General features: G+C 38.7%; 15 protein-coding genes. All 15 read left to right on the forward strand.

Annotated features, from left to right (window positions below):
- The first annotated feature begins 98 nt into the window (after nucleotides 1–98).
- The 15 genes from B1B04_RS06370 (at nucleotide 99) to ribF (ending at nucleotide 18860) form a co-directional block, all read left to right on the forward strand.
- A complete protein-coding gene (locus tag B1B04_RS06370) occupies nucleotides 99–893 on the forward strand; it encodes an isoprenyl transferase (RefSeq protein WP_079560490.1) in 795 nt (264 codons plus the stop codon).
- Nucleotides 890–1690: a phosphatidate cytidylyltransferase gene (locus tag B1B04_RS06375; RefSeq protein ID WP_079560491.1), complete on the forward strand. Its 801-nt coding sequence runs from the start codon at nucleotides 890–892 to the stop codon at nucleotides 1688–1690. The genes B1B04_RS06370 and B1B04_RS06375 overlap by 4 nt, the downstream gene beginning before the upstream one ends.
- Nucleotides 1691–1852: 162 nt before the next feature.
- A complete protein-coding gene (gene dxr, locus B1B04_RS06380) occupies nucleotides 1853–2998 on the forward strand; it encodes a 1-deoxy-D-xylulose-5-phosphate reductoisomerase (RefSeq protein ID WP_079560492.1) in 1146 nt (381 codons plus the stop codon).
- Between the two features lie 45 nt (nucleotides 2999–3043).
- A complete protein-coding gene (gene rseP / locus B1B04_RS06385; protein ID WP_079560493.1) occupies nucleotides 3044–4306 on the forward strand; it encodes an RIP metalloprotease RseP in 1263 nt (420 codons plus the stop codon).
- Nucleotides 4307–4493: 187 nt separating this feature from the next.
- Entirely contained in the window at nucleotides 4494–6200 is a 1707-nt protein-coding gene (locus B1B04_RS06390) for a proline--tRNA ligase (protein WP_079560494.1), read from the forward strand.
- A 360-nt stretch (nucleotides 6201–6560) separates the two neighbouring features.
- Entirely contained in the window at nucleotides 6561–10892 is a 4332-nt protein-coding gene (locus B1B04_RS06395; RefSeq protein ID WP_094075076.1) for a PolC-type DNA polymerase III, read from the forward strand.
- 517 nt (nucleotides 10893–11409) lie between these two features.
- Nucleotides 11410–11880, forward strand: a complete 471-nt coding sequence (gene rimP / locus B1B04_RS06400) for a ribosome maturation factor RimP (RefSeq protein WP_079560495.1) — start codon at nucleotides 11410–11412, stop codon at nucleotides 11878–11880.
- Nucleotides 11881–11910: 30 nt separating this feature from the next.
- Nucleotides 11911–13050: a transcription termination factor NusA gene (gene nusA / locus B1B04_RS06405; RefSeq protein ID WP_079560496.1), complete on the forward strand. Its 1140-nt coding sequence runs from the start codon at nucleotides 11911–11913 to the stop codon at nucleotides 13048–13050.
- A 186-nt stretch (nucleotides 13051–13236) separates the two neighbouring features.
- Complete coding sequence (rnpM, locus tag B1B04_RS06410; protein ID WP_079560497.1) at nucleotides 13237–13515, forward strand: RNase P modulator RnpM; 279 nt, start codon at nucleotides 13237–13239, stop codon at nucleotides 13513–13515.
- Nucleotides 13512–13820 carry a YlxQ family RNA-binding protein gene (locus B1B04_RS06415; RefSeq protein ID WP_053483263.1) on the forward strand — a complete coding sequence of 103 codons (309 nt, stop codon included), beginning with the start codon at nucleotides 13512–13514 and terminating at the stop codon, nucleotides 13818–13820. Before rnpM ends, B1B04_RS06415 begins: the two co-directional genes overlap by 4 nt.
- Nucleotides 13821–13834: 14 nt before the next feature.
- The gene (infB, locus tag B1B04_RS06420; protein ID WP_079560498.1) at nucleotides 13835–16090 is read left to right on the forward strand and encodes a translation initiation factor IF-2; all 2256 of its coding nucleotides are present in this window, start codon (nucleotides 13835–13837) and stop codon (nucleotides 16088–16090) included.
- Nucleotides 16090–16368: a DUF503 domain-containing protein gene (locus B1B04_RS06425; RefSeq protein ID WP_079560499.1), complete on the forward strand. Its 279-nt coding sequence runs from the start codon at nucleotides 16090–16092 to the stop codon at nucleotides 16366–16368. The genes infB and B1B04_RS06425 overlap by 1 nt, the downstream gene beginning before the upstream one ends.
- A 99-nt stretch (nucleotides 16369–16467) precedes the next feature.
- On the forward strand, nucleotides 16468–16809 hold the full coding sequence (gene rbfA / locus B1B04_RS06430) for a 30S ribosome-binding factor RbfA (RefSeq protein WP_079560500.1): 342 nt from the start codon (nucleotides 16468–16470) through the stop codon (nucleotides 16807–16809).
- Nucleotides 16810–16978: 169 nt separating this feature from the next.
- A complete protein-coding gene (gene truB / locus B1B04_RS06435; protein ID WP_079560501.1) occupies nucleotides 16979–17890 on the forward strand; it encodes a tRNA pseudouridine(55) synthase TruB in 912 nt (303 codons plus the stop codon).
- Nucleotides 17891–17903: 13 nt separating this feature from the next.
- Entirely contained in the window at nucleotides 17904–18860 is a 957-nt protein-coding gene (gene ribF, locus B1B04_RS06440) for a riboflavin biosynthesis protein RibF (RefSeq protein WP_079560502.1), read from the forward strand.
- The last annotated feature ends 233 nt before the right edge of the window (nucleotides 18861–19093 follow it).

Consider the following 19093-nt stretch of genomic DNA (forward strand, 5'->3'; position numbering starts at 1 on the left):
ATACATAGTCAATTTAGAGGGGAAAAAAAGACAAAATGCGCTTTTGTTTGTTATGATAGGTTAGTATACGTCCGATTAGTTGTAGTGGGGGAGTTAGCATGTTTAAAAAGCTATTAGGTAAACAAATAAATATGGATTCACAATCATTGGAGGAACGTGTTGCCCTTGCTAAAAACGAGCCGATTCCTGCCCATGTAGCGATTATTATGGACGGAAATGGACGTTGGGCGAAGAAACGTGCCATGCCACGTGTTGCTGGGCATCACGAAGGTATGAAGACAGTCCGGAAGGTAACTAGATTTGCATCCGATTTAGGTATTAAAGTTTTAACGGTATATGCGTTCTCTACAGAAAATTGGAAGCGACCAAAACCTGAGGTCGATTTTCTAATGCGTTTACCTGTAGAATTTTTAGGTTCCTTTTTACCTGAAATGATGGAGCGTAATGTACGTGTTGAAATGATAGGGGATCCATCTTTATTACCTGCACATACGCAAAAAGCGTTGTATGAGGCGATGGAGGAAACGAAACATAATACAGGATTAATATTAAATTTTGCTCTGAATTATGGAAGTCGTTCCGAAATGGTTAGCGCCATGAGAACAATGCTTCAAAAGGTGCAGGATGGTCAATTAACGATGCAAGAAATAACAGAAGAATGTTTGACATCTCATTTAATGACGGCTCATCTGCCAGAGCCAGATTTATTAATTCGAACAAGCGGTGAAGTACGCTTAAGCAACTTTATGTTATGGCAGCTCGCTTATACAGAATTTTGGTTTACAAATACATTGTGGCCAGATTTTAGCGAGGAAAACTTACTGGAAGCGGTGGAAAACTACCAGAAACGTAATCGCCGTTACGGTGGGTTGAAGGGAGAAGGAACAACTTGAAACAACGAATTATCACAGCAATAATTGCAGCAGCGCTATTTATTCCATTTGTTATTTATGGAAAAGTGCCATTTACAATTCTTGTGCTTGCAATGGCTGTTGTCGGCTTTTATGAAATACTAAAAATGAAAGGTATTTCACTTTTTTCAGTGCCTGGTTTTTTAGGGCTACTAACATTAATACTACTTGTTATACCAAAGGACTGGTCAAGTAAAGTGGTAGAAGCAATTGGCTATTCCTCTGATTTAATGGTTGTGTATGGTCTAATGATGCTTTTGCTCATTTACGTAGTCCTTGTGAAAAATAAAATTACATTCGATGAAGTTGCATTTATTTTATTAGGTGCGTTTTATGTCGGACTAGGTTTCCATTACTTAATTGAAACACGAAGCTATGGTCTTGAGTTTGTCGTATATTGTTTACTAGTAGTTTGGACAACTGACTCTGGTGCATATTTTGTTGGAAGAAAATTAGGTAAAAATAAGCTTTGGCCTGAAATTTCACCGAAGAAAACTGTGGAAGGTTTTGTAGGTGGCATTGTTATTGCTGTAATCTTTGCTGTCGCGATGCAAGCAATTTATCCATTTGCAAATGGTTATGTCTCACTTATTTTCATCACAATCATTGCGTCAATTATTGGGCAAATGGGCGATTTAGTGGAATCTGCTATAAAGCGACATTTTGACGTAAAGGATTCAGGAAATATTTTACCTGGGCATGGCGGTATTTTAGACCGCTTTGATAGTCTGCTATTCGTCGTGCCTTTACTACATTTTTTACATCTTTTTGGTAACTAAAAATAATAGGTGCTCATCGGACGCCTTTAAAAAGCGCCCAGTCTGAATCGATATCAACTCTACGATCTGATGATGAGCCATAATAATAGCAATTTCCTCTAAACAGAGAGGAAATAATCGTGCTATATCATTTGTTGAGATAGAAAAAGGGGACAATTTGTCGTGAAAAAAATTAGTTTACTTGGTGCAACTGGTTCAATCGGTTGGCAAACCTATGATATTTTAAAAGAACAACGCGATGCCTTTCATTTAGTAGCGTTTTCTTCAGGAAAAAATATCGAAAAAACGCGTGAAATGATTGAAACTTTAAAGCCAGAGCTTGTATCTGTTCAATTAGAAGAAGATGCAGTTATGCTCGCTAAAGAATATCCACAAGTACAGTTTACGTTTGGTGCAAAAGGGCTTGTAGAGGTTGCTACACATCCTGATTCAACGGTGCTTGTAAACGCGGTTCTTGGAAGCGTTGGACTAGAATCGACATTAGCTGCAATTCGCATGGGCAAAACAATTGCCATTGCCAATAAAGAAACGCTTGTAACCGCTGGACATTTAGTAATGGCAGAGGCCAAGAAATATAATGCAACAATTTTGCCAGTAGATAGTGAGCACTCAGCGATTTACCAATCGATGAATGGTGAGAATCCAAAAAATATTGAACGATTAATTATTACAGCTTCTGGTGGTAGCTTCCGTGACAAAACACGCGAGGAATTGAAGCATGTTACGGTTGCAGATGCATTAAACCACCCGAATTGGTCAATGGGTGCAAAAATTACGATTGATTCAGCTACAATGATGAATAAAGGACTAGAAGTTATAGAAGCACATGTCTTATTTGATATGCCCTATGATAAAATAGATGTACTTTTGCATAGAGAAAGTATTATTCACTCCCTAGTTGAGTATCATGATACTAGTGTCATTGCACAGCTAGGTACGCCGGACATGCGTGTACCTATCCAATATGCATTAAGCTATCCAGATCGTATGCCACTGCATAACGGACAACGACTTAATTTAGCACAAATTGGTCAACTTCATTTTAAAGAAATGGATTTTGAACGTTATCCAGCATTACGTCTAGCATATGAGGCTGGGCGCACAGGCGGTACAATTTTAACAGCGATGAACGCAGCGAATGAAGCGGCAGTTGCGGCATTTTTACAAGGGAAAATAACATTCCTTGAAATTGATGAAACGATTGAGCGTGTAATGCAAGCACATAACAATATAGTAGTACCAGATTTGCAAACGATTTTGCATGTAGACAGTGAAACAAGAAAAACAGTATTAAACATGGTAAAATAAAGAGAGAAGATATCGTTAACTATTCGCTTTTAAAGGTGGGGTATTATGCAAACAGCTATTGCATTTATTTTAATATTTGGCCTACTTGTATTCTTTCATGAATTTGGTCACTTCTTGTTTGCGAAACGAGCAGGCATTATGGTTCGAGAATTTGCAATCGGTATGGGACCAAAAATTTATGGGAAAACACACGGTGAAACAATCTATACAATACGTTTATTGCCAATTGGTGGTTACGTTCGTATGGCTGGTGAGGACATGGATGGTACCGAACTACAGCCGGGTTACCGAGTAGGGCTTATTGTAGATGAAGATAATGTTGTAAAGAAAATAATCTTTAATCAAAATAATAAGCAACTACCAGATTTATTATTTTTAGAAGTTGAGCGTGCCGATTTAGAAAATGAATTGTTTGTAGAAGGCTATGATGAAGAAGAAAAATTAGTTCGTTATAATGTTGCAAGAGATTGTATGCTTGTAGAAAACGGTAAAGAAACGTTAATCGCACCGTATGATCGTCAATTTAACGCTAAAACAGTCGGTCAACGTGCTATGACAATCTTTGCTGGTCCGTTATTTAACTTTATATTAGCTTTTGTTATTTATTTGCTAATTGGATTAATTAATGGTGTGCCTACGTATGAGCCAATCATAACAGAAGTTGTGGAAAATGATCCAGCTGCACAGGCAGGCATGCTTGCAGGTGATAAAGTAGTTGACATTGGCGGACAAGCAGTTGAAAAATGGCAAGATTTAGCTGCCATTGTACAAGATCACCCGGGTGAAAATATTAATGTTACGGTTGAACGAGATGGTCAGCGAGTTAACCTAAATATGACGGTTAAAGAAGTAGAACAAAATGGCGAAAAATACGGTCAAATAGGGGTTAAGTATGAGAGCCCACGTGAATTTAATCCGTTAAAGGCTGTTGTTTATGGCGCTCAAGAAACGTATACTATGACTGCTCGAATATTTGAATTGCTTGGTATGTTAATTACCGGTAAATTCACGATAGATGCGTTATCAGGTCCAGTAGGCATTTATAAAGCGACAGAGCAGGTAGCTCAATATGGATTCATCAATTTAATGAATTGGGCTGCGATGTTAAGTATTAACCTTGGAATTATGAATTTATTACCGCTTCCAGCACTTGACGGTGGCCGTCTATTGTTCTTCGGCTTCGAAGCAGTAAGAGGTAAACCAATCGATCGTCAAAAAGAGGGTCTTGTGCATTTTGTAGGTATTGTACTATTGATGATCTTAATGGTTGTTGTTACATGGAATGATATACAAAGATTTTTCTTTTAACTAAATAAAGTTAAGCTTTTCAAGTAAAACATTATTTAGAGGAAGCCCTGGCAATTATGCCAAGGTGAAAATTGATTGAAAAAACATAGCTTTGAGCGCAATTTTTTTGAAACATTGCGTTCAAAGCTAAATTTGTTTATGCTAATTAGAGTATAAAACTTATTTATTAAAAAAGGTGGAACACTGAATGAAGCAAAGTAAAACATTTATCCCAACGCTACGTGAAGTACCTGCTGATGCAGAGGTAAAATCACATAAGCAATTACTGCGTGCAGGGTTTATTCGTCAAAATACAAGTGGGGTATACTCGTATTTACCGCTTGCAAAACGTGTATTAACAAAAATAGAAAATATTGTTCGTGAAGAGATGGAAGCAATCAATTCAATTGAACTTTTAATGCCTTCATTACAATCTGCGGAACTATGGCAGGAGTCAGGCCGCTGGGAAAAATATGGTCCAGAATTAATGCGTTTAAAGGATCGTCACAATCGTGATTTCGCATTAGGGCCAACACATGAAGAAGTGATTACAACTTTAGTACGTGATGAAATTAAATCATATAAAAAATTACCGTTAACACTTTATCAAATTCAAACTAAATTCCGTGATGAAAAGCGACCTCGCTTTGGTTTACTGCGAGGCAGAGAGTTTATTATGAAAGATGCGTATTCATTCCATGCATCGCGTGAAAGTTTAGATGAAACATATGATGATATGTACCGTGCCTATTCAAATATTTTCTCTCGTCTTGGTTTAAACTATCGTGCAGTTATTGCAGATGCAGGCTCAATTGGTGGGAAAGGTACACATGAATTTATGGTACTTTCTGAAATTGGGGAAGATACAATTGCATACTCTGATACATCTGATTATGCTGCGAACATTGAAATGGCAGAGGTTCTTGTAGACTATCAACCATCAGATGCAGCATTAAAAGACCTTGAAAAAGTGGCAACACCAGATCAAAAAACGATCGAAGAAGTATCAGCTTTCTTAAATGTTGACTCTTCAAATGTCATCAAGTCATTAGTATTTGACGTAGATGGTGAATTAGTAGTTGTACTTGCTCGTGGAGATCACGAAATTAATGATATTAAACTGAAAAACGCACTTGATGCTGGTTCTGTTGAACTTGCTAGTGAAGAGGCAATCCGCGAATTATTAGGCTGTGGAGTTGGTTCAATCGGTCCTGTTAAATTACCAGTAGACGTAAAAGTAGTAGCTGACAATGCTATTAAATCGATTCGTAACGGTGTAGCCGGTGCAAATGAGGATGGGTTCCATTTAGTAAATGTAAATCCAGAGCGTGATTTTGCAGTGAATGAATACTTAGATATTCGTTTTATTCAAGTGGGTGATCCATCTCCAGATGGACAAGGTATTATCAAATTTGCAGAAGGTATCGAGGTTGGTCATATTTTCAAATTAGGAACAACTTACTCTGAAAAAATGAATGGTACATTCTTAGACGAACAAGGTAAAGCACAGCCATTTATTATGGGATGCTATGGTATTGGGGTATCACGTATTTTAGCTGCTGTTGCAGAGCATTTCCAAGATGAAAATGGTTTTGTTTGGCCAACACAATTAGCTCCTTATGATATTCATGTTGTACCTGTTAATACAAAAGATGAATCACAAGTTGCCTTAGCTGATGAGCTATACGGTTTATTGAAATCATACCGTTATGATGTGCTATTAGATGATCGTGCAGAGCGTGCAGGGGTTAAATTCGCAGATGCTGACTTAATTGGCTTACCTGTCCGTGTTACAGTAGGTAAAAAAGCAACTGAAGGTATTGTTGAGGTTAAATTCCGTCAAACAGGTGAAACGTTCGAATGGAAAAAAGAAGAGGTCATTGATCGCTTAAATGAATTTTTCCGCAAACATTAAATTCCTTTAGAAGAACCGCTGTCCTAAATGGTATTAAATAGATAAAAAATTCGCGCCACTTCTCGGGGACAGCGAGCCAAGCATGAATTCATAGATGTTTAGGATTTGTGAGGCTTGACGGTCGCTCGTGGAAAGGGTGCGATTTTTTTTCCGTCTAGGCTAAAGCGCTACATCCTCGAGGTCGCTTCGATCCCTCGGGCAAAAGTAGGTAGATCGCTTACTTTTGCTTCGGGCTCTCCAGCGCTTGTCGGATGTAAACGAGCGCTTTAGCGCATTTGTTCCTTTAAATCGTAAACGTTGGTGAGGAAATAAAATATGGGGCATGTAAGACTGCCTCATTCTGAAAGTAGGTGTCAATAGTTGGAACAGCAACAAGAAGCAAGAGCAAGGTTTCAAATGCTCTTGCAACAACTAGAACTAACAGATGATGTGTATATGTCCTTTTTTGAGGAAGGTGAATTATCACGACTAACTGTACACAAAAAGAACAGGCTATGGAATTTTTCCATTAAATTACGAGATATACTTCCTTTTTCACTATACCAACTTTTTCGTACTCGTTTAGCTGAGAAATTTTCAGCTATCGCTGAAATCCATACAACTTTTGATACGGAAGAGAAAAATGTGACGGAGGAGCTAGTCCAACAATATTGGTTAACGGTAGTAGAGCAAATCGATGAGATGGCGCCCACTTTGAAAGAATGCCTAGTATCGCAAGTGCCTATGTGGAATGGGCAAAAAATTACGTTATCCTGCATGCAGGAAATGGAATTTATGATGCTGAAAACAAAGTATGCAGAAAAGCTTTCTGCAAGCTATAGTCAGTTCGGCTTTCCGCATATTGTGTTAGATTTCGTACTTCAAGATCAAACAGAAGAAATGATTGCCGCACAGGAAGCTTTCATGGAACAGAGGCGTTTAGAAGAAGCTGCTTTAGCTCAGCAAGCGATAGAAGATTACCAAAAACGTGAGAAGGAGAAGAAAGAAAATCCTGCTATTGCGAATCTTGGTGATCGACCATTCCAGCTTGGTATGTTAATTAAAGATGATGAAACAATGGAAATTAAACGCATTGTTGAGGAAGAACGTCGTGTGATCATTGAAGGCTTTGTATTTGATGCAGAAGTTAAAGAGCTGAAAAGCGGTCGTTCTTTATTGCAAATTAAAATTACCGACTATACGGATTCCATCGTTGTAAAAATGTTCTCACGTGATAATGATGATGCGGAACTTATGCAGCATTTGAAAAAGGGTATGTGGGTAAAAGTCCGAGGCTCTGTACAAACTGACACATTCATTCGTGATTTAATCGTTATGGCAAACGATATTAATGAAATCAAAAAAGAAACACGACAGGATAAGGCGCCAGAGGGAGAAAAACGGGTTGAATTGCATTTGCATACACCAATGAGCACGATGGACGCTGTAACACCAGTTGATAGACTTGTTTCTCAGGCTGCGAAGTGGGGTCATCCAGCCGTGGCTATTACCGACCATGCTGTTGTACAATCCTTCCCAGAGGCTTATGCAGCAGGGAAGAAACATGGTATAAAAGTTATTTATGGATTGGAAGCGAATTTAGTAGATGATGGTGTACCGATTGCTTATGCAGCTGAGCACCGATTATTAGATGATGATACTTATGTCGTGTTTGACGTAGAGACGACAGGTCTATCTACTGCTTACGATACAATCATTGAGCTTGCCGCGGTGAAAATTAAAGATGGGCAGGTAATCGACAAATACGAAAGCTTTGCCAATCCCCATCACCCACTTTCAGCGACGACCATTGAACTGACAGGCATTACAGATGATATGGTACGTAACGCGCCAGAAGTGGAACAAGTCATTAAGGAGTTCCATGCATTTATCGGAGATGGCATAGTGGTTGCCCATAATGCATCATTTGATATTGGCTTCTTATACACAGGCTATAAAAAATATGGACTAGAGGGAACTATTCATCCAGTTATTGATACGTTGGAGTTAGCCCGATTACTTTATCCAACGATGAAAAACCATCGTTTAAATACACTTTGTAAAAAATTCAATATTGATTTAACTCAGCATCACCGAGCTATTTATGATACAGAAGCAACTGGTTTCTTACTTTTACAGCTGTTAAAAGATGCAGATGAATTAGGTATTAAATATCACGACGACTTTAATAAGCATATCGGGGGCGGGGATGCTTACAAAAAGGGACGACCAATGCATTGTACGATATTAGCAGTAGACAATGTTGGACTAAAAAATTTATTTAAATTAGTCACTCACTCCCATACAAAAACTTTCTATCGAGTACCTCGAGTAACACGAGCGGTACTAGAACAATATAGAGAAGGATTATTAATCGGATCAGGTTGTAATAATGGTGAATTATTTGAGACGATGATGAATAAATCCCCAGAGGAAGCGGAGCAAGTTGCGAGATTCTATGATTATATTGAAGTTCAACCAAAGGCTGTGTATGCACCGTTAATTGAGCGCAATGTCGTACGTGATGAATGGACACTTGAAGATATTATTCGCAAGCTCGTAAAGCTAGGGAAGAAAATCGATAAACCCGTTGTAGCAACCGGTAATGTTCATTACTTAGATCCGACAGATGGAATGTTTAGACAAATACTAATTGGCTCTCAAGGTGGTGCCAACATATTAAATAGATCGAAGCTGCCTGAAGTTCATTTCAGAACGACGGATGAAATGCTTAAAGAATTTGATTTTTTAGGTCCGGATCTTGCGAAAGAAGTAGTTGTTACCAACTCTCAAAAAGTCGCAAATATGATTGGTGATGTTAAGCCAATTAAAGATGATTTATACACACCAAAAATTGAGGGCTCAGATGATGAGGTTACAAATTTAACCTATGAAATGGCTCATCTTATATATGGAGAAGAGCTACCAGAAATCGTGAAGGCCCGAATTGAAAAGGAATTAAAGTCAATTTTAGGCCATGGTTTCGGAGTAATTTACTTAATTTCAGCGAAGCTTGTGAAAAAATCATTAGCTGATGGCTATTTAGTAGGTTCCCGTGGTTCAGTTGGATCTTCATTAGTAGCGACCTTTATGGAGATTACTGAAGTAAATCCACTTCCTCCTCATTATGTTTGTCCAGATTGTAAGCATTCAGAGTTTTTTAATGATGGTTCAGTAAGTTCAGGCTATGACTTACCAAATAAAGATTGTCCGGAATGTGGATCACCGTATAAAAAGGATGGGCAAGATATCCCATTCGAAACGTTCCTTGGCTTTAAAGGAGACAAGGTACCTGATATCGATTTGAATTTCTCCGGGGAATATCAACCACAAGCCCATAATTATACGAAGGTATTATTCGGTGAAGATTATGTATATCGTGCAGGAACAATCGGTACAGTCGCAGAGAAAACAGCGTATGGCTACGTAAAGGGCTATGCCAATGATAACAACCTACATTTCCGCGGTGCCGAGGTAGATCGTTTAGTACAAGGCTGTACAGGCGTAAAACGTACAACAGGACAGCACCCTGGAGGAATTATCGTAGTACCAGATTATATGGATATTTTTGATTTCTCACCAGTACAATTCCCTGCGGATGCACAGGATGCAGAATGGCGTACAACGCACTTTGATTTCCATTCCATCCACGATAATATTTTAAAGCTTGATATACTGGGGCACGATGATCCGACTGTGATTCGGATGTTGCAGGATTTATCAGGGATAGATCCAAAAACCATTCCAACAGATGATCCAGTCGTTATGAAAATCTTTAGTTCGCCAGAAACTTTAGGCGTAACAGAAAAACAAATTGGCTGTAAGACAGGAACACTCGGCATTCCTGAGTTCGGTACCCGTTTTGTACGCCAAATGCTTGAAGATACAAAGCCATCCACATTCTCGGAGCTCGTGCAAATTTCAGGACTATCGCACGGAACAGACGTATGGCTTGGTAACGCGCAAGAGTTAATTCACAATGGTACATGTGTGCTAAAAGAAGTAATTGGCTGTCGTGACGATATTATGGTGTATTTAATTTATCAAGATTTAGAACCGTCACTGGCGTTTAAAATTATGGAATCCGTGCGTAAAGGGAAAGGATTATCTGACGAATTTGAAGCGGAAATGCTAGCGAATAAAGTACCAGGCTGGTATATCGAATCATGTAAAAAGATAAAATACATGTTCCCGAAAGCCCATGCTGCCGCGTACGTGTTAATGGCAGTGCGTATTGCATGGTTTAAGGTACATTTCCCAATCCTTTATTACGCAGCGTATTTCACAGTTCGTGCAGATGATTTTGATTTAATTGCCATGGTACAAGGTCCGCAAATGATTCGTACAAAAATTGATGAAATCAATCTGAAGGGCTTAGATGCTTCAACAAAAGAGAAAAACCTATTAACTGTAATGGAATTAGCACTTGAAATGTGTGAGCGTGGTATGAACTTCCAGAAAGTGGACTTATATCGTTCGCAAGCTAGTGAATTTATCATTGATGGGAACTCTTTAATTCCACCATTCGATGCGATTCCTGGACTTGGTACAAACGTTGCTAAACAAATTGTGGCAGCACGTGAGGACGGAGAATTTTTATCGAAGGAAGATTTACAGCAACGAGGTCGTGTATCCAAAACATTAATAGAATACATGGATCAATTGGGTTGTTTAGAAGGAATGCCTGATGCCAATCAGTTATCACTTTTCTAAAATTACGAAAGTTAGCTTGAAGGCATCTTCATCAATCACACGAATAACTTCTCTACCTTTTGCTCAAATTAAGGCTTATAAAGACATTTGTTAAAATGTATACCATGTATATAAGTTGATTGAAGGCAAGGTTGGGCAACTCTAGAATAGCGCCTAGCTTGAACGGAAATCAACCCCACGTTGTAGTGATGGCTTAATTTAAGCACAATTTTGATTTCTGGACACATTGTTTATCTGTGCGAAAGCGAAGCGACAGCAACAATTATGTCAAGGCATACTGGATTAGATGTCTAGAAAAAGGAAATTTGCATTGTGCTGTAAACTATGCTATCCTTATGGTAATAATTTGTTGATATTTTTCCAGCAAAAGAGTGGGACCTTCCCGCTCTTTTCTGTTGTTATACCGTAGCAAAACAAATTTTTGACTAACAGCAGGTAAGACCGTTAAATTTCACCAAAGCTACTGGTGGAATTTCTGTTTTATTACGCCAGAATTTGATAGATACAGGAGGAAACAATGAGCAAAGTACCATCTTTAATTGAAGAGCTCGCTAAACCGATTGTTGAAGAGTTGAATCTTGAGCTTGTAGATGTCGAGTTCGTAAAAGAAGGACGTAACTGGTTTTTACGTGTTTATGTGGATACACCTGAAGGTGGGATTGACATTGAACAATGCGCTCAAGTTAGTGAACGACTAAGTTTGCTATTGGATGAAAATGACCCAATTACACAAAACTATTATTTAGAAGTTTCTTCACCTGGAGCAGAACGTCCATTGAAAAAAGACACTGATTTTGAAAAAGCGATTGGCAAATTTATTTATGTTAAAACCTATGAGCCCATTAAGGACATGAAGGAATTCCAAGGCTACTTAACGTCATACGATGAACATACATTAGTGATGGAAGTACGCATTAAAACGCGTAAAATAACAGTAACAATTGAACAAGAAAAAATCGCATTGGCGCGACTTGCCATCGATTTTTAAGCATATTGCATATTTAGGAGTGAAAATAAAATGAGTAGTGATTTGTTAGATGCGCTAAATGCGTTAGAAGAACAAAAAGGAATTTCAAGAGATGTGTTAATTGAAGCAATAGAAGCGGCATTAGTTACAGCTTACAAACGCAACTTCAATCAAGCACAAAATGTTCGTGTGGACTTAAATTTAGATAAGGGCTCTATTCGTGTCTTTTCACGTAAAGATGTTGTTGAAGAAGTAGAAGATGATCGTTTACAAATCTCTGAAGAAGATGCTAAGGCAATCAACCCTGCATATCAATTAGAAGATATCGTGGAGCAGGAAGTGACACCTCGAAACTTTGGTCGAATTGCTGCACAGACAGCGAAACAAGTTGTTACACAACGAGTGCGCGAAGCAGAACGTGGCTTAATTTACGAGCAATACGTGGACCGTGAAGATGATATCGTAACGGGTGTAGTTGAACGTCTAGATGCTCGCAATATTTACGTAGGTCTAGGAAAAGTAGAGGCTGCATTACCACAAAACGAACAAATTCAAGGTGAAACATATCATCCACATGACCGTATCAAGGTCTATATTACAAAGGTTGAACGTACAACACGCGGACCACAAGTAATTGTTTCACGTACACATCCTGGTTTATTACGCCGCTTATTTGAAATGGAAGTACCTGAAATCTACGAAGGTATCGTAGAAATTAAATCAATTGCTCGTGAAGCAGGAGACCGTTCTAAGATTTCTGTTTATGCACATAACGAAGAAGTAGATCCAGTAGGTTCATGTGTAGGGGCAAAAGGCGCACGTGTGCAAACAATTGTAAATGAATTGAACGGCGAAAAAATCGATATCGTTGAATGGTCAGAAGATCCAGTTGTATTTGTAGCAAATGCTCTTAGCCCATCAAAGGTTTTAGATGTTCAAGTAGATGAAGAAGAAAAATCCACTACAGTTGTTGTTCCAGACTATCAATTATCATTAGCAATTGGTAAACGTGGTCAAAATGCTCGTTTAGCTGCGAAGTTAACTGGCTGGAAAATTGATATTAAGAGTGAAACAGATGCTCGTGAGTTAGGTATTTATCCATCTGCTACAAGCACTTTCATACCTGCTGAGGATAAAGAAAGTGATTTTGATGATGTGACAGTTGACTTATATCAAGACGACGAAGAATAAGTAAGAAAGCCCGTGTGACTAGTTAACTACCATTATTCAGTAGGCGTTGGGCTGCGCCGACTGAATAATGGCAGAGCCTACAATTGAAAATAGTACAGTATTTAATTAAAATGCAAGTATATAACCAATGTAGTGCACGGCTAGTCCACCTCTTACGACAAGCTTTAGAGAGGAAAGGTGATTCTTATGGCTATTAATAAAAAAGTACCTCTTCGAAAATGTGTAGCTACTGGAGAGATGCTATCAAAGAAAGAAATGATTCGTGTCGTTCGTTCGAAAGATGGCGAGGTAAGTGTAGATGTTTCCGGGAAAAAACCTGGACGTGGTGCCTATGTCTCTAAATCAGAGAAAGCGATTGAAATCGCCCGTAAGAAAAATGTTTTAGGGCATCAACTTGATGTGAAAATCCCTGAAGAAATCTACGAAGAACTTATTTTGTTGATTCGTAGGGAGTCTATATTATGATCAATCAAGCAGTGCATAATTTGCTTGGAATAGCGGCAAGAGCCCGTAAAGTGATTTCAGGAGAAGAGTTAGTAGTAAAGGAAGTTCGCAATGGTAATGCTAAGCTAGTACTGCTTGCAAACGATGCTTCTAAAAACTCTAGCAAAAAAATTCAAGATAAATGCACGTACTACAACGTTGAGTATCATGTAATTGGTGATCGTTATGATCTAGGACATGCTACAGGTAAGGAGGCCCGAGTGGCTTTAGCTATTACCGATAAAGGTTTTGCAAGTAAATTGTCTAGTCTACTCAACGAAAAATAATCGGGGGTGAGCAGATGACCAAAATCAGAGTTCATGAATATGCGAAACAAGTGAATAAAACGAGTAAAGAGGTTATTGAAGCACTAAATAAATTAAATGTGAGCGTAACAAATCATATGTCAATGTTAGAAAACGACATAGTGACAAAGTTAAACCAATCATTTAAAAATAATAAAGATGTGAAGCAACCTACTCAAAATGTTTCGCAAAAACAGCAGCAACCGGTAAAAAAGCAAGAAGGGCAAAAGCAACAATCTGCTACTTCTAAGCCTAAAGCAAATAATCAGCAACAAACGCGTCAAAACTCAAATTCGTCTAACGAAAAATCTAAGAATATAAAAGGTAATCAAAATAGAAATATGACACAAAATAATAATAATAACAATAATAATAATAATCGCAGAGGTGGCGGTGGTTACAACCAACGTCCAAAACCAGGAATCCATGGCGGGAAACGTCGCCATCCAAAAACACATCAACCAAGTCTACCAGTGAAACAAAAGGAATTACCAGAAAAAATTACTTTTGTTGAATCACTTTCTGTAGCGGAATTAGCAAAAAAATTACACCGTGAGCCATCAGAAATTATTAAAAAATTATTTATGCTTGGTGTAATGGCAACGATTAACCAAGAATTAGATAAGGATGCAATTGAATTAATTTGCGCAGACTATGGTGTAGAAGTTGAAGAAGAAATTCGTGTAGATATTACGGATTTAGAAACACACTTCGAACAAACAGAAGAAATTAACGAGGAGGAGTTATCAGAACGTCCTCCTGTAGTAACAATTATGGGTCACGTTGACCATGGTAAAACTACATTGTTAGACTCTATTCGTAATACTAAAGTTACCGCTGGCGAAGCTGGAGGTATCACGCAACATATCGGTGCTTATCAAGTTACTGAAGGCGACAAAAAAATTACTTTCCTTGATACACCAGGACACGCTGCGTTTACAACTATGCGTGCGCGCGGTGCGAAAATAACTGACTTAACGATTTTAGTGGTAGCTGCGGATGATGGCGTTATGCCACAAACAGTAGAAGCAATTAACCATGCAAAAGCAGCAGAAGTACCAATTATTGTTGCAGTCAACAAAATGGATAAACCTTCAGCTAATCCAGACCGTGTGATGCAAGAGTTAACAGAGCATGGCCTAGTTCCTGAAGCTTGGGGCGGCGAAACTATTTTCGTACCGATCTCAGCACTTAAAGGTGAAGGCATTGACACATTACTTGAAATGATTTTACTTGTCGCTGAAGTTGGAGAGTTAAAAGCGAACCCTAATCGCTTAGCACTTGGTACAGTAATTGAAGCACAGCTAGATAAAGGTCGAGGTTCTGTTGCAACACTTTTAGTACAAGATGGAACATTAAAAGTTGGAGATCCAATTGTTGTTGGCCATACTTATGGTCGTGTACGTGCTATGGTGAATGACAAAGGCCGTCGTGGAAAAGAAGCTGGACCATCAACGCCAGTAGAAATCACAGGTTTAAATGATGTACCACAAGCTGGCGACCGTTTCGTTGTCTTTGAAGACGAAAAAACAGCACGTCAAGTTGGTGAAACTCGTGCAATGTCAGCGATTCAAGCACAACGTTCAGAAAAACAACGTGTAACGCTTGATAACTTATTCGAACAAATGAGTCAAGGTGAAATGAAGGAGCTTAACTTAATTGTTAAGGCTGACGTTCAAGGTACTGTAGAAGCTATGGCTGCATCATTAATGAAAATTGATGTTGAAGGCGTAAACGTAAAAATTATTCACACTGGCGCTGGAGCGATTACAGAATCTGATATTTCTCTTGCTGCGGCTTCAAATGCAATTGTTATCGGCTTCAACGTTCGTCCGGATGTTAATGCAAAACGTGCAGCAGAAGAAGAGGGCGTAGACATTCGTCTACACCGTATTATCTATAAAGTAATCGAAGAAATTGAACAAGCAATGAAAGGTATGCTTGATCCAGAATTTGAAGAAAAAATTATTGGTCAAGCAGAAGTTCGACAAACAATTAAAGTATCAAAAGTTGGTACAATTGCTGGTTCATACGTAACAGAAGGTAAAGTAACTCGTGATTCAGGCGTACGTGTAATTCGCGATAATGTAGTAATTTTTGAAGGTGAATTAGATACACTTAAACGTTTCAAAGATGAAGTAAAAGAAGTTGCCCGAGGTTACGAATGTGGTATTACAATTACAAACTTCAACGATATTAAAGAAGGCGACATTATCGAAGCCTATATTATGGAAGAAGTTAAACGTGCTTAATGATCGTTTACGCAGAGGTTGAATTCATTATTCAAACTGCCCATTCGTTGAAGGAAAAACGTGCTGTCTTACAGCGTATGATTACCCGCACGAAACAAAAATTTAATGTATCGATTGCGGAAATTGATCATCAAAATGTATGGCAACGCACGAAAATAGCGCTTGTTGCTGTTTCTTCTTCAAAAGAAGCAGCCGAGCGTGAAATTAATCACGCGCTTCACTACTTACAGTCAAATCCATCTTGGGAACAGCTAAATGTGTGGCGGGACTATTTATAAGTTACATTATAAGTTGTGTTGTATGATTTACCACCTTGCATGAAAAACTATGTAAGTGAGGACACAACTTTCTGTACATCGAAATTGAGGTGACAAACTATGTCTCTACGCTCAAACCGTGTCGCTGAGCAAATGAAAAAAGAGCTTGGTGATATTATTGGACGTAAAATAAAAGATCCGCGTGTTGGTTTCGTTACTGTTACTGGTGTTGAAGTAACTGGTGATTTACAGCAAGCGACGATTTATATTACAACTCTAGGCAATGAACGTGAGAAAGAGGATACACTAAAAGCTTTATTAAAGGCTTCTGGTTTTATTCGCTCAGAAATCGGTTCACGAATCCGCTTACGTCGTACACCAGAACTAATTTTTGAATTCGATTCATCGATTGAATATGGGAACCGTATTGATACATTGCTACGTGGTTTACACGAAGAATAAGATAACTAAAAAAAAGTCTGCCATATGCATGTTCATGCAGGCAGGCTTTTTTACATTGATTGAAATATAACAAGACATTTTGAGGCCCTATCACCTCTATCAAAAGGATGATAAAAGGTAGCGGACTCTCAAAACAGGCTGAAAATGTATTGATTTTAGGAGGAAAGTTATGAACGGTATTTTACCGCTTTGGAAGGAACGCGGCATGACAAGTCATGATTGCGTCTTTAAATTACGAAAAATTTTACGCACAAAAAAAGTAGGACATACAGGCACACTTGATCCTGGTGTTGAGGGGGTTCTCCCAATTTGTATTGGTCAAGCAACACGCATCGCAGAGTATTTAACGGATGCAGGAAAAACCTATGAAGCTGTTATTTCAATTGGCCGTACAACGACAACTGAAGATGCAGAAGGAGAAACGGTTGAGCAAGATCATACGAATAAAAAGTTTACACGTACTCAATTGCAAGAAGTTTTAGCCTCACTTACAGGTGTCATTCAACAAACGCCACCAATGTTTTCAGCTGTTAAAGTAAATGGTAAACGTCTCTATGAATATGCTCGAAAAGGCGAGACCGTCGAAAGACCGACACGTCAAGTTACTATTTATGCATTAGAGCTACTAGATGATGTTGAACTATATGAAGGACAAGAAATTACATTCCCTGTACGGATAGCGTGTAGTAAAGGGACGTATATTCGAACACTAGCTGTGCAAATCGGAGCAGCGCTTGGCTACCCTGCGCATATGAAAGAGCTCGTACGCACAGCCTCAGGTACGTTTACACAAGAAAATTGCTTTACATTGGCACAGGTAGCTGAGCTGATGGAAGCTGAACAAATCGATACATGCATTTTACCAGTTGAGTATGCATTGACAGACTATCCATTTATTGAAATAACTTCTGCTAATGAAAAAGAAATTTTCAATGGACAAGTGCTTCCCGCAGATGCATTATTAAAGATACATGATAAAATTGTTTTTGGAATCAGTGGGAAAGCAGTTGCGGTCTATCAAGCCCATCCTACAAAGGAAGGGTTTATGAAGCCACATAAGATGTTTCCGACGATAGAGTAGGAGGATTTTTTGTATGGAGGTCATTCATTTAAAATACCCACATCAGCTACAGCAACGAGAAAGCATGCAACCGTATTCATTGGCACTTGGCTTTTTTGATGGTGTACATAGAGGGCATCAGGCAGTTATTCAGACAGCGAAGGAAGAAGGAGACAAGCGTCAAATTCCAACAGCTGTTATGACATTCGATCCACATCCTTCTTTAGTGCTAGGCGGTCGTAACGAAAAAGTATTTTATATAACGTTATTACAGCAAAAATTGCAGCTATTTGAAGAACAGGGTGTGGATACAGCATTTGTTGTACATTTCACTTCTGATTTTGCAAAGCTTTCACCTGAAGCTTTTATTGATACATTTATTCGTGGGCTGAACATTCAACATGTTACAGCTGGCTTTGACTATTCTTTTGGTGCATTCGGTAAAGGTAAAATGGAAGATATGCGTGCATTAAGTAATGGAGATTACGGCGTAACGGTTGTTGAAAAGAAAACCGACGATATCGAAAAAATTAGCTCTACACGTATCCGAAAGCTTTTACAAGAGGGGGATATGGAAGCAGCGAGATTGCTTCTAGGAAGACCATTTGAAATTTCGGGTATCGTTGTACATGGTGATAAACGAGGACGCACAATAGGTTTCCCAACTGCTAATGTCCAAGCGTTAGAGGGAACTTATATCCCAGCAAGCGGTGTATATGCGGTTCGATTACTGGTGCAAAATAACTGGTATGATGGTGTATGTAATGTAGGCTATAAACCAACATTTAAAGATCCAAATGACAAGCAATTATCCATCGAAGTCCATATATTAAACTTCGAAAAAAATATTTACGGTGAAGAAGTGCATGTCGCTTGGTATAAACGTATAAGAAGTGAACGGAAATTCGATGGTATTGAAGCTTTGAAAGCCCAAATCCAAAAGGATAAACAAGAAGCAATTGACTATTTTGGGATTATCGCCGAAAGTTAAAACGTACGCCATGAGTTGATTGGAGTGGAGGTTGGGCGACTCCTTGGGGATCAGCAATAGAGGAACGAAGGCTAAGAGCATCACATCCTGTGATAATGCCTTCGTGACCAACCTCGTGTTGGCCCGACGCCCAGTTGGAACGGAAAGCAACCCCACGTTATGGAGATGAGCCTAAATCTGCTTTAGCCTATGAATAGGCGCTTACGTTAACACTTGCTTGACCTTTTGATTTA

Origin of the sequence: Lysinibacillus sp. KCTC 33748, assembly GCF_002237755.1 — a bacterium.
In the GTDB taxonomy this organism is placed as follows: Bacteria; Bacillota; Bacilli; order Bacillales_A; family Planococcaceae; genus Lysinibacillus.

Excerpts from the sequence above, each read along its gene's own strand:
- B1B04_RS06370 (WP_079560490.1), top strand. The coding sequence starts at position 99 with ATGTTTAAAAAGCTATTAGGTAAACAAATAAATATGGATTCACAATCA.
- rseP (WP_079560493.1), top strand. The coding sequence starts at position 3,044 with ATGCAAACAGCTATTGCATTTATTTTAATATTTGGCCTACTTGTATTC.
- B1B04_RS06390 (WP_079560494.1), top strand. The coding sequence starts at position 4,494 with ATGAAGCAAAGTAAAACATTTATCCCAACGCTACGTGAAGTACCTGCT.
- rimP (WP_079560495.1), top strand. The coding sequence starts at position 11,410 with ATGAGCAAAGTACCATCTTTAATTGAAGAGCTCGCTAAACCGATTGTT.
- nusA (WP_079560496.1), top strand. The coding sequence starts at position 11,911 with ATGAGTAGTGATTTGTTAGATGCGCTAAATGCGTTAGAAGAACAAAAA.
- rnpM (WP_079560497.1), top strand. The coding sequence starts at position 13,237 with ATGGCTATTAATAAAAAAGTACCTCTTCGAAAATGTGTAGCTACTGGA.
- B1B04_RS06415 (WP_053483263.1), top strand. The coding sequence starts at position 13,512 with ATGATCAATCAAGCAGTGCATAATTTGCTTGGAATAGCGGCAAGAGCC.
- infB (WP_079560498.1), top strand. The coding sequence starts at position 13,835 with ATGACCAAAATCAGAGTTCATGAATATGCGAAACAAGTGAATAAAACG.
- B1B04_RS06425 (WP_079560499.1), top strand. The coding sequence starts at position 16,090 with ATGATCGTTTACGCAGAGGTTGAATTCATTATTCAAACTGCCCATTCG.
- rbfA (WP_079560500.1), top strand. The coding sequence starts at position 16,468 with ATGTCTCTACGCTCAAACCGTGTCGCTGAGCAAATGAAAAAAGAGCTT.
- truB (WP_079560501.1), top strand. The coding sequence starts at position 16,979 with ATGAACGGTATTTTACCGCTTTGGAAGGAACGCGGCATGACAAGTCAT.
- ribF (WP_079560502.1), top strand. The coding sequence starts at position 17,904 with ATGGAGGTCATTCATTTAAAATACCCACATCAGCTACAGCAACGAGAA.